Below are 10,781 nucleotides of genomic sequence, written 5' to 3'. Positions count from 1 at the left end.
TTTCAACCGTCGTCAACACAGAGTTCTTCATCCACTAGAATGCGGTTGGGTGACGCAGGACCCTGAGTCGGAGGCCAGGCCTTCCGCGCTGGTGTTCGACGGAGCGACAGATTCTGTCGGCGAACTGCGGTTACCGCAGCGAGAAAGTGAGCTGTTACCAATGGCGGATGGGCCGAAGATGGCAGGATCGTACTTCAGGCGACGCGAGACCGTATGCACCGAACAGTTGAGCGCGGCCGAGCACCTCGCTTCGGAAATTTTCACACCGCACCGTCTCCGCTACTCCCGTCGCGGCCAGCGTTTGAATGCGCGGCTCAGCGCCGCACGAATCGGTGCTGTGACCGTTGGCTACCTTCGGTACGGTGCAGATGTCGAGCTCGTCAATTCGACTGCGCTCGATGATTACCACATCAACGTTCCCCTCACCAGCTACGCCGATTCGTGGTGCGGCTCAGCCACGGCCCAAGCGACGCCCACGCAGGCGGCGGTTTTCCTCCCAGGCCGTCCTGCCGGCATCAAGTGGGCCGCCGATTGTGGTCAGCTGTGCGTGAAGTTCAGCCGCACGGATCTGGAATACGAACTCGAGGGCTTGCTTGGACGACCTGCGGTTAGGCCGCTGAATATCGCGCATAGCATGGACCTGACGGCGGACAGCAGTCGTGCGTGGCTTGCGCTGCTATCGGTCTTGTATCGGGAGGTCTCTCGCCCTGAGAGCATCGTGCAACATCCGATGACCGGGCGACATTTCGAACAGTTGCTCATGCATGGGTTTCTACACGCCCAACCTCACTATCAGGCCATGGCGCTCGCCGCCGACCAACACGCAGCGCCGCCGCCCAAAGTACTCAGGACAGCTCTCGACCTAATCGAGGAGCATCCCGAACGGAGTTGGACGACAACCGATCTTGCTCGCGAGGTTGGTATCAGTGCCCGCGCTCTTCAAGAGAGCTTCAAGCGGCACGTCGGGCTTCCTCCGCTCACGTATCTGCGCGAAGTCCGGCTGATCCGTGCGCACGCAGAACTGGCGGCGTCGTCTGAGAGTGCCGTGACTGTTGCCCGCGTAGCGATGAAGTGGGGCTTTGGTCATCTGGGCCGCTTCAGCGCGGAGTATCGGCGCAAGTTCGGCGTCACTCCCCAACACACCTTGCGCGCTACCTGAACATCGCCTTCGAACCGCGTCATTGCTAGGCCAGGAATCGGTCGACGGTCTTGATGATCTGGTAGGCGACCCGCAGCGTCGGTATATCTATGCCCAGTTCTTCAGCGGCGGCGAGATAAGGCGCCAGCATGAAGTCGACCTCGGTCTTACGTCGTCGCAGAACATCCTCGTACATCGAGGGGTGTCCCGAGTTTCCCTTCTCGCGCATTACTCTGCCTTGCCCGATGACAAACTCGATCGCGTCGGCCGTCGGAAGGGCATCGAGTTCCTTCAGGCGGGAGAGAGGCGCAAAGAAGTTCATCGGCTCGTAGCCCTTCGCCCGGTAGACCCGAAGAAGGTCCTTTGCCAGCGCGACGAAGTACATCGCTCCCTCGCGCACCTCCATGCCCTCGAAGACCGAGGCGTCAGGGATTGCGCCCAGTGCCGTGACCGACCACGCGGCCGCCAGCGCGATCTGTGCGAGCTTTTCCCACTCGACCTGCTCGATGTTGCCTACCGCCTTTGCAGGAAGGCCGGCGTTGGTGAAGGCAGCCGTCAAGTCGTCGACGCGCGCACTAGATGTCCCGTCAAGTTCGCCGAAGTAAGCGGTCACCTCAGCTGTAAGGTGATTTCTGACGAGCCCCGGTTCGAGCAAGGTGCCGCCCTCGATGGTGGAGGCTCCGATCACCCTGTCGGGCCCAAGCCACCCGGCGAGCGTCGCATCCTTTTCGACGGTGTTCTGCACCGACAACGCGCTGCTCACGACATCGCGCAGGCCGTCAGCCTCTGCCAGCGCCTGCGCCGTATCTTTGCCTTTCACCGCCAACACTAGGTAATCGAAGTGTCCAGTGGCCTTGGCGGTCTGGTCGACCGCTGTCAAGTTGTCGGTGATCACCAGGTCGCCCCGACGGCCCGTGATTCGGAGGCCGTCGCGGGTGATCGCCTCGGTGTGCGCCGGCCTACCGACCAGGGTGACATCGACGCCAATGTTCGCCAAATAGCCGCCCAGGACCGAACCGAGCCCGCCCGCGCCGAGGATCAAGACGCGCATCAAATGGCCTCGGCGGCCGTCAGTTTCTCCTGCAGAACTTCGCGCTCCGGAGCAGACAGCCGGGCTTTGACGGGCGGCCGTACCGGGCCGGCACGAAGCCCCAACAGCTCGAACCACGCCTTCAGATAAGGCATCGCCGCGACGTAGGAACCCGTTGCCGCGATGCGGCCGATGAGCACCTCTTCGTACACCTGGCGGATTGCGTCCAGCTTCGCCGACACAGGCAGTGCCCCCGCCAGTTCACCAGCGAAGGCAAGGTCGGTGTAGTGGTGCAGTTCCTGCCGCCGTTTCCCGTAGAGGATCAGGGAGAGCTCCCCGTAAAGCACCCGACCCCCGAAGAGCGCAGCATCATGAGCCCAATAGCGCTCATTCGGCTCGCTGATCACAAGATGGTCCCCGAAGCGGTGGCGTAAGGCGATGCTGTCGGTCCAACTCAAAATGCCATTCTTGATCCCGACGACGTTGGCGTGCTCGGCGATCCGAGCGACGGCGTCGTGGCTATACACGAAACCGGATACCGGCGTCCGGTAGAGCACAAGCGCCAGCCCGGTGGCGGGCGCCACGAAGTCGAAGTAGTCTACGACGTCGTCGTCGGTCTTGAGCTGAACCGATGGGTTCATTATCTCGGCGCCGGTGAAGCCCAGAGACGCCACGAAGCGTAATCTTTCGACCGCCTGGTACGCCGACGAGTCCAGAATGATCGTAAACAAGGGAAGGCGGCCGGCGGTGGCGTCAGCGACTACCTCGTGGTAGCGCTGCCATTCGGCCAGTGTCATGTTCCATCCCTCAGCGAAAAAGCCGCCGACGACGAGTCCAGTGCAACCCATCTCCACAAACGCGTCGATGTTCTGCCGCAGACCGTCCTCGTCCAGCTCGAAATCGTCGGTGAGGGGCGTGACAGGACACATATAGAAGCCTCGAAGGTTCTCGGTGGCCCACGCCCTAGCATCGGATCCGAGCGGTGTCGTGATGGTCATCTTGTATGCGGTTCCTTCGGCGGTAGTTCGGCAGTTTGAGGGTTTGAGGCGGACCGACTCGCCTACTCCTCCGCTTAATGTTCGAAACTGACGGAGGGCGTTGGCTCTCTGCCGAACATTGCCGGGGAGAACCGTGGACGTCTATCCCGTAAGCGCTGCGGAGACTCCGATTCGCGCCCAACCTGTAGCACTTCGACCTTCTTGGAGATGCACCGATTCGATGCAAATCAGCGAGTCGACAGTGGTTCTGCACGTGATACATGCCTGCCAATTTCGGGCCCCCTTCCGCTGAGTGAAATTCCTCGGTTCGCCAGTCTCGAAGTCGTCGGTACCGTAGGCGCCGTGACAGCGTTGATCGACAGCAATCCCGACGGCGCCCTGGCGAGTCAGCAGGCGATCAGCGCGGAGATCGCGATCAAGTCCGTTCGCCGGCGTGATTGGGCTCAGCACGTCACATCGATTTCAGTTCTGGTTCGTGTGACACCGAATTCTCAGTGGCACTCCTTGCGCATCGATCGAAGAGCCGTGGCGAGCTTGATCCTCGCTGCGCCGTCGGCCGCTGCTGATGGGATCCCGTCCATTTTCGATCAGTGGGACGAGGCTGCGGCCGACCCGCCGACAAACTGCCACACTGATGAAATTGCTTACGAGTAACTCGATGCACGAAAAGCGCCCTTGCCGTGACAAATTCGACGCTTCGGTACCCACTCCACGCAGGGTGAAGACGGTCAAAAAGGGATCGGCGTCCGGTCTCCTGCCCCGTTTGACACTAGGTATCGTTGCAGTACTTGGCGTGCAAGCACTACTGATACCGCCAGCCGCGCACGGCGACAACAAGCGACTCAATGACGGCGTGGTAGCCAATGTTTACACCATTCAACGCCAGGCGGGCTGCCCGAACGACATCATCATTAGTCCGACCCTCCAGCTCGCTGCCCAGTGGCACGCGCGCGATGCGCTGGCCAACCGCAACGTCGACGGCGACATTGGATCGGATGGTTCCACGCCCCAGGTGCGGGCGGAAGCCGCGGGATTTAGCGGCGTGGTGTCTGAAACCGTTGCGATAAATCCAGCACTCGCGTTGAGCGGCATCGAGCTGATCAACCAGTGGTATTACGACCCGGTCGATTTTGCGGTCATGTCTGACTGTGCAAACACCCGGATCGGGGTGTGGTCAGAGAATTCCATCGACCGGACAGTTGTAGTTGCGGTGTACGGCAAACCCCAATGAGTGAAGAAGCAAGTCAGCGCCCAGACTATGCGGACTGCTCAACGCTTCCTGACAAGCCCCGCAAAGTGGTTCCCAGTGCATGACGCCGCGAGGCCGCGAAACGCACCTTCACTCCGATGGCGGCATCTATGTCCCTAAGCAGGGTCATTTCATACGAGGCTCCGCCGTCGGCAATCGCGACGGGCGATAACGCACTCAGCAGAACCAGAGCTGATCCAGCCCAACTCAAGCCGCGCCCACGAATGCTGACGGGTGCATCCCCCTGCAATGACAATTACACGTTTCTGCGGTTATCGAACGATGAATCCCATTGGCACCGCATTGTTCCACCGGGTGTCATCTTTTCCAGCAAGCCAACAATTCTGTGGACTCAACGAAGAAATACACGAAGGAGCCCGTTCAATGACGCTATCCCGTGACGAGATAGATGAATTCTCGGAGAGTATGGCACGAGCAGCAGGCCGCGACAGCCAGCACGTGGGGGAGGAGCACCTTGTCGTTAGCTCCGACGACGCGCATTGGATCCAGACTGGAAGCCCATCTCAGATTGGGCTGCTCCTACGAATACCTGCTCGCTCGGTAGAGTTTTTTCTGCAGAAAATTCCCGGGGGCGAGGGCAGTGACCTCCATCGACACGTGCATGAGTCGGTTCACTTCGTGCGACATGGCTCGGGTTGGTCGGAGATTGGCGATCAACGCGTCCGGTGGAGCGCGGGCGACTTCGTGTATACGCCGCCGTGGATCTGGCATCGCCACTATGCCGACGAGGGGCATGACGTGGAGATGATCGTCATCGAGAATTCCCGCCTACTGGCTGCGCTGGACGCCACCCAGAGGGAAAGCATGGGCAACACTAGCTTCGCCGACGCCTTCGGCGAGAAGTAGCGATTCGCTCCTCAGCGGATCGGAGCTGCGCACATCCGCTCGCGCGTCGACCTCGCCGGGCGAAGGAACAAACCCCGAAAACCTCGGCTACGCACATCTTTGGACGGCTTCGCCAATCATTGTGAAGGACGTCATGGCGTTCGTTTCGCGTTTCCGGAGGCGGATTTCGAAGGCCGGCAATGGTGCAATGCCCTAGGGCCGCTTCGAGCATGGCCAGGTGATCGCGCTTCAATTTCGCGGTTCGCTGGCAAGGCAACGGTGGGAGCGGATGATTTCGTCCGGTGGCAGCCGGTCAGTGTCAGGCACAACTAGGCTGTTTAGGGCGGCCGAATCCTGTTGTGCCGCAATAGTAAAGTCAGCATGGTGACGTCTCCGTCCCCACGGTTAATGTGGATAGGAGGTTTGCCTAATATTACCAAACATTGAAATTCATCTGTCTCAACTATATGGCCTCCATACGGTTAGAGGTTGGCCTAGCCTCAGACTGTGCGCCAAACGGCAGATGCTGATGCCTTCTCACCCTGGTCGACGCGTGAGACTGAGCTGCTCGAGGTCGCGTTGCAGCTCCTGGAAGCGCGGGAATATGACGGGCTGACGGTCGACGCGTGCCACCCTCCGTGCCAGCAAGGCCACTATCTACCCGCGCTGGACCACCTCGACGGTGTTCGCCCCAATAACCGTAAGCGTCCGCCAGTTCGCGGACGTAATCGACACCGGAACGCTGTGGGGTTATCTTCTGGCTTGGCGCACGGGAATGCGTGCGCACCCACGTCGAAACTCTGCCACGGGTATCTACTACCGAGGTATGTAGTCTTGCGCTCAATCATCGTCGGCTGGCCAACAAGCGACCGCACCGTTCAGATTCTCGACGACATAGTCGTCCCACCCTGAATCCGTGGAACGGGTTGAGACCCAGTCGCTGGGCTACCTTCTGCACCGCTTAACTTCGGCGCTGCGTAACGAGGTGACCGCCACGTGCTCTCGCCGTTGGGTGTCTCCTTCCCTCAGTACCTATGCATGCGCTTGTTGTCGCAATCGCCCGGCATGTCCAATGCGCAATTGGCGCGCACTATCAACGTTTCCCCACAGGCGATGAACAGGGTGGTGCGGGAATTGCAGAAGCGCAGTTTAGTGGTACAGGCCACCATGGCGCCGTCTGGGCGATCACTTCCCATGGAGCTTTCGATTGAGGGCGCCGAGTTGCTCAACCGCACCAACACGGCGCGTTTGACGGTGGCCTCGGGTAGGGCGAGGTCGTGGGCGATGTCGGCCCAGCTGCGTCCGTGCTCGCGCATGTCGGCGGCGAGGTCGCCGATTTCGCGGTCCTGGGCGTCGGGGTCATCGTCAGTCATCACGGCGTGGTCTTTCCGTTCAGATGCGGGCGAGGGTGTCGCGGATGGCCAGCCACCGAGTTTCGGCGGCCTGCTGGTGTCCGGTGAGGGCCGTCCAGTGGCCGGCCAGTTCGGCGGTGGGCCGTTCAGCGAGGGTCCCTCGTGCGGCTCGGGAAGCTCTGCAGACCACCGAAGGCTCGCAGGGAGGTCATGTCCTCCTCGTCGAGGCTGACTAACGCAGCACAGAACGTGGCTGGCAATCTGCACCTGCGCGCGCCGGTACCCGCTCAGCTGTCGTAGTCCTTGCGCCGCTGGCGATCCTCTAGCTACGCCGCCGCGGGCGCCTCCCGGAGGATTGAAGTTCCTCGACAGTCTGCGTACACGTCCGCTACCGGAAACCGCTTCCCTACATCCAGGTCATTATGTTCCCAACTCTGGTCTGGGCCTTCAGCGGTACTCCTTTAGCCGTTCTCACCGGGCAGCTTGTATGCGAGCCCGTCGATGTTCTGGATGCTCGGGTCTGCGCTGAACAACTCTCCACCCTGCGCGGCGAGTGCCTGTCCGACATCCCCGACAGGGCGGGGTCTCGCCCTTGATCCGAGAGGTCGCGTTGACCGGTCCGGAGGCCCCGGAGTGGCGCAGCCGGGCGGCCAGCTCCGTGCCCTTGCCTCCGGGCGCGGGCACGGAGCTCGACCTCGACTGTGTCGCTCAGCTGCGCGACCGGTTCGGGCCACCGGCTCCGCGGCGCGACCTCATCCTGTCGACGGTTGATCGTGACCGCGAGCTACCGTCCCAGCGACTGCCCGCCAGAGGTTCCCCCGACGACTGGAGAATGCGGCGGACGAGGACGACCCCGCAAACGCCCAAGCCATTCACAACTCATGTCATGTGCTACCTGCATTTAGACGGGTGACGACCCGGGGCAAGAGTCACGGAAGCCGCAGCCCCGAAGACGAATACGGGAACTCAGGGTCATGGTGCTGCTACAGCGAAGCGGTAGGCTTCTAGCCTGGCGTCTGCGCACGCATGGCGAGCGCCAAGTCCTGTGGCCGCCGCGGGCGGCCGCTTGCTCTATGCGGGCTGCTTCTCCCCGACGACATCGAGCTGCTCGATCACGGGCTCCTCGAAGAGCTCACCCGTTTTCTCACCGAGCGCTTTCGCGACCTCACCCGACAGGTGCGCCTGGCGCCCGTCGTCGTCGGGAAATGCGTCAAAGATCCCGAACGACGAGGGTCCGAATTGTATCGCGAACCACCGGACGGTCTTGGGCTCACCCTCTACGATTGACAGCCCCTGGTTCAAGAAGTCGCGGACTTCGTCCTCCCTGCCGGGCAGTGCTTCGAGGCGCACCAGAAGCGCTTTGCTGACCTTTGTTGTTGCCATCTTGGATCTATCCTTTGCTCGGTTTTGCGTTCTCTGGGATGGATTAGAACGCCGCTACAGCTGCCTCGGCGACCGTCTGATCCTGCTCGCCGCTACCCCCGCTCACTCCTACCGCCCCGACGACCAGGCCGTCGCGGCGCAGCGGGATGCCGCCAGCGAAGACCATGACCCTGCCATGGTTCGAGCCCTGGATGCCGTAGAACTGCTCGCCGGGCTGAGCATTTTCGGCCAGGTCCTTGGTGGCGATGTCGAAGGCGCGCGCCGTAAAGGCCTTGTTGTCGAGATGTCGACGCTGCCCACCCACGCGTTGTCCATGCGAATGTGGGAAACTAAGTTAGCACCCGCGTCGACCACCGCAATGTTGCTCGGCGACCCGATCTCTTCCGCCTTAGCCTGAGCGGCGGCGATCACGCGCTGAGCGTCCTCGAGCGATACGGATTCGAGCCTGATGGTCATGAGTACCTCCTGGTTGTGTGCCAAATGCCAATCGCGTCGACCGATGGGCTAGGGCTGTCTCGCTTAAGTTCGACGTCATGCCGGTGTTTTCGCCGAGCGCTTCCGCCACGGTTCCGGACAGGTGGGCATCACGTCCGGCGTCGTCCGGAAAGACGTCGAAGATACCGAACGAGGTCGGCCCGAGGCGGATCGCGAACCACGCGGTGGTGGCCTGCTATCCCTCGACAAGCCCGCGGCCGCTGTCGAGGAAGTCTCTCACCTCGTCCTCCTTCCCGGGCAACGCGTCGAACCTGACCAGCAGTCCCTTTGTCACACTCATGACGACACCTCTTCCTGTGTTTCTTCCTGTACCGAAGTGCCCTCGATTTGGGACACGATCGCGTCGCAGAACGCCGACAGATCGTCGGGCGAGCGGCTGGTGATGAGATTCTTGTCGACCACCACGTCCTGGTCGACGACGTCGGCGCCGGCGTTGCGCAGGTCCGTGCGGATGCTCGGGAAGGACGTCAGGGTGCGACCAGTGACCACACCGGCCTCGATCAACGTCCAAGGCCCGTGACAGATCGCCGCCACTGGCTTACCGCTCTCGACGAAGTCGCGGACGAACGCGACAGCGTCTTGTTCGACCCGGAGCTTGTCGGGGTTCACCGTCCCGCCCGGAAGCACCAAGGCGTCGTAATCGGCCACCGAGGCCTCGGCCACCAGCCCGTCGACGCTGAACGTCCCCGCCGGATCCAGATCGTTATCGCGGGCCTGGATCTCGCCCTCGCCGACCGAGAGGACCTCTGTCCGGGCGCCGGCCCGGTCCAGTGCCTCGCGGGGTTGCTCGAGCTCGACGCGTTCGACCCCGTCCGCGGCGAGGATCGCGACTCTCCTGCCCTGCAGATCTGCTGCCATGTCAGTTCGCCTTCTTTCCGCTGGACATACCTGGCTTGATGACGACCTTGGTCCAGCCCTCGGACCTGGCGTCGAAGTTCCTGTAGGCGTCGGCGGCCTCTTCCAGCGAGATCTCGTGGGAGACGATCCAGGACGGCTTCGCCTTGTCAGCCGCGATCAGGTCCCGGAGCCGGCGGTTGTACTTCTTGACCGGGCACTGACCGTTGCCCATGGTCTGCCCCTTGAACCAGTGGGTGCCGAAGTCGATGGCCGCCTTGCCCTGCTTGGCCAAGTCGTCCTCGGCACCTGGATCCTGGGGGACGAACACGCCGACGGTGCCGATCCCGCCGGTGAAGCGCACCGCGTTGATGAGCATGTTCAAGGTGGCCGCCGTGTCTTCGTTGCCCTGAGGATCATGGGCCTGATAGCCCACGCACTCGCAGCCACGGTCGGCTCCGAGCCCCATCGTCTCGTCCAGCACCGCCTGCACCGGGTCGGTCTTGGAGTCGTCGATGGCGATTGCTCCGATCTGCTCGGCCAGCGCGAGCCGGTCGGGGTGGCGATCGACCACCATGACCTTCGCGGCCCCCTTGATCGTCGCGGACAGGGCAGCCATCAGCCCCACCGGTCCGGCCCCGGCGATCACGACGCTGTCGCCCGGGATCACGCCGGCCATCTCGGTGGCGTGGTAACCGGTGGGGAAGATGTCGGAGAGCATGACGTAGTCGTTCTCCTTCTCCTGCGCATCCTCACCCAGGCGCAGCGCGTTGTGGTCGCCGAAGGGGACCCGGAGCAGCTCCGCTTGGCCTCCGCCGTACGGGCCCATGTCCGCAAATCCGTATGCCGCACCGGCGGCGGACGGGTCAGGCTGCGTGGTCAGGCAGTAATTCGTGAGACCGCGCTCGCAGTTCTTGCAGAACCCGCACGAGATGTTGAAGGGCAGCACGACCCGGTCGCCCACCTTGACCTTCTCCACGCCCTGACCGACCTCCACCACCTCCCCCATGTTCTCGTGGCCGAACGTGCGGCCCTGCTCGAAGGAGGTCCGGCCCTCATACATGTGCAGGTCCGAGCCGCAGATATTGGTCGTTGTCACCTTGACCAGCACATCGGTGGGACGTTCGATCTTCGCGTCCGGAACATCCGTGACCGCGACATCTCTGGGCCCCTGATAGACGACAGCCTTCATGGCGAGTCTCCAGTGGTTGTGCTTGGCAAACCTCTGACTTCCTCACACTCACACTGGGACGACGCCGCGTCAAGTGAATGGAGGCCATCAGGCTACGCCTCACGCCGCCCAACAATCGCCACCGCCGCAACCGCCCCCGACCAGCTACCCCAAGACTCATAGTGTGAACTGAACCGCCCCAGGTTTTCCCGCCGCCTCCTTTTCGAGTCGAGGAGGATGGTTGTATGCCGAAGAAATCGATCCCGGGGACTGTCGCGATAAGGG

At 62.2% G+C, this 10,781-nt stretch carries 9 protein-coding genes and 3 pseudogenes; 5 read left to right on the top strand and 7 right to left on the bottom strand.

The window, feature by feature from the left end; translation table 11 throughout:
* Positions 1 to 49: 49 nt before the first annotated feature.
* Positions 50 to 1,159: an AraC family transcriptional regulator gene (locus J3476_RS27220; protein WP_207069382.1), complete on the top strand. Its 1,110-nt coding sequence runs from the start codon at positions 50 to 52 to the stop codon at positions 1,157 to 1,159.
* Between the two features lie 25 nt (positions 1,160 to 1,184).
* On the opposite strand, the gene J3476_RS27215 is transcribed toward J3476_RS27220, so the two are convergent.
* On the bottom strand, positions 1,185 to 2,189 hold the full coding sequence (locus tag J3476_RS27215; RefSeq protein WP_207069381.1) for a ketopantoate reductase family protein: 1,005 nt from the start codon (positions 2,187 to 2,189) through the stop codon (positions 1,185 to 1,187).
* Complete coding sequence (locus J3476_RS27210) at positions 2,189 to 3,166, bottom strand: dihydrodipicolinate synthase family protein (RefSeq protein ID WP_207069380.1); 978 nt, start codon at positions 3,164 to 3,166, stop codon at positions 2,189 to 2,191. The genes J3476_RS27215 and J3476_RS27210 overlap by 1 nt, the downstream gene beginning before the upstream one ends.
* Positions 3,167 to 3,508: 342 nt before the next feature.
* Between J3476_RS27210 and J3476_RS28120 the strand changes: the two genes are divergently transcribed.
* The 4 genes and pseudogenes from J3476_RS28120 to J3476_RS28155 all read left to right on the top strand — a co-directional run.
* Positions 3,509 to 3,820: a hypothetical protein gene (locus tag J3476_RS28120; RefSeq protein ID WP_234787741.1), complete on the top strand. Its 312-nt coding sequence runs from the start codon at positions 3,509 to 3,511 to the stop codon at positions 3,818 to 3,820.
* Entirely contained in the window at positions 3,801 to 4,397 is a 597-nt protein-coding gene (locus tag J3476_RS27200) for a CAP domain-containing protein (protein WP_067393338.1), read from the top strand. Before J3476_RS28120 ends, J3476_RS27200 begins: the two co-directional genes overlap by 20 nt.
* Before the next feature lie 402 nt (positions 4,398 to 4,799).
* Positions 4,800 to 5,282 (top strand): cupin domain-containing protein, encoded by a 483-nt coding sequence (locus J3476_RS27195; RefSeq protein WP_067393341.1) that lies wholly within the window; start codon positions 4,800 to 4,802, stop codon positions 5,280 to 5,282.
* Between the two features lie 1,017 nt (positions 5,283 to 6,299).
* A pseudogene (locus J3476_RS28155) lies at positions 6,300 to 6,365 on the top strand (MarR family transcriptional regulator); the annotation flags it as partial.
* 1,319 nt (positions 6,366 to 7,684) lie between these two features.
* On the opposite strand, the gene J3476_RS27185 reads toward J3476_RS28155, so the two are convergent.
* The 5 genes and pseudogenes from J3476_RS27185 to J3476_RS27165 all read right to left on the bottom strand — a co-directional run bounded on the left by J3476_RS27185 (position 7,685) and on the right by J3476_RS27165 (position 10,517).
* On the bottom strand, positions 7,685 to 7,996 hold the full coding sequence (locus J3476_RS27185; protein WP_005203161.1) for a putative quinol monooxygenase: 312 nt from the start codon (positions 7,994 to 7,996) through the stop codon (positions 7,685 to 7,687).
* A 43-nt stretch (positions 7,997 to 8,039) separates the two neighbouring features.
* Positions 8,040 to 8,452 (bottom strand): annotated as a pseudogene (locus J3476_RS27180) (heme-binding protein).
* Between the two features lie 79 nt (positions 8,453 to 8,531).
* Positions 8,532 to 8,771: pseudogene (locus J3476_RS27175) on the bottom strand (putative quinol monooxygenase); the annotation flags it as partial.
* Complete coding sequence (locus J3476_RS27170) at positions 8,768 to 9,349, bottom strand: type 1 glutamine amidotransferase domain-containing protein (protein WP_207069379.1); 582 nt, start codon at positions 9,347 to 9,349, stop codon at positions 8,768 to 8,770. The pseudogene J3476_RS27175 and the gene J3476_RS27170, both read right to left, overlap by 4 nt.
* 1 nt (position 9,350) lies before the next feature.
* A complete protein-coding gene (locus J3476_RS27165; protein ID WP_207069378.1) occupies positions 9,351 to 10,517 on the bottom strand; it encodes a glutathione-independent formaldehyde dehydrogenase in 1,167 nt (388 codons plus the stop codon).
* Between the last annotated feature and the right edge of the window lie 264 nt (positions 10,518 to 10,781).

The sequence above is a fragment of the Mycobacterium sp. PO1 genome (assembly GCF_017312405.1).
In the GTDB taxonomy this organism is placed as follows: domain Bacteria; phylum Actinomycetota; class Actinomycetes; order Mycobacteriales; family Mycobacteriaceae; genus Mycobacterium.
Note: the sequence above shows the minus strand (reverse complement) of the source record. Positions and strands in the feature narration are given on the sequence as shown.

Coding starts and splice junctions, on each gene's coding strand:
- J3476_RS27165 (WP_207069378.1), bottom strand. CDS start 10,517: ATGAAGGCTGTCGTCTATCAGGGGCCCAGAGATGTCGCGGTCACGGAT.
- J3476_RS27200 (WP_067393338.1), top strand. CDS start 3,801: ATGAAATTGCTTACGAGTAACTCGATGCACGAAAAGCGCCCTTGCCGT.
- J3476_RS27195 (WP_067393341.1), top strand. CDS start 4,800: ATGACGCTATCCCGTGACGAGATAGATGAATTCTCGGAGAGTATGGCA.
- J3476_RS27215 (WP_207069381.1), bottom strand. CDS start 2,189: ATGCGCGTCTTGATCCTCGGCGCGGGCGGGCTCGGTTCGGTCCTGGGC.
- J3476_RS27210 (WP_207069380.1), bottom strand. CDS start 3,166: ATGACCATCACGACACCGCTCGGATCCGATGCTAGGGCGTGGGCCACC.
- J3476_RS27185 (WP_005203161.1), bottom strand. CDS start 7,996: ATGGCAACAACAAAGGTCAGCAAAGCGCTTCTGGTGCGCCTCGAAGCA.
- J3476_RS27170 (WP_207069379.1), bottom strand. CDS start 9,349: ATGGCAGCAGATCTGCAGGGCAGGAGAGTCGCGATCCTCGCCGCGGAC.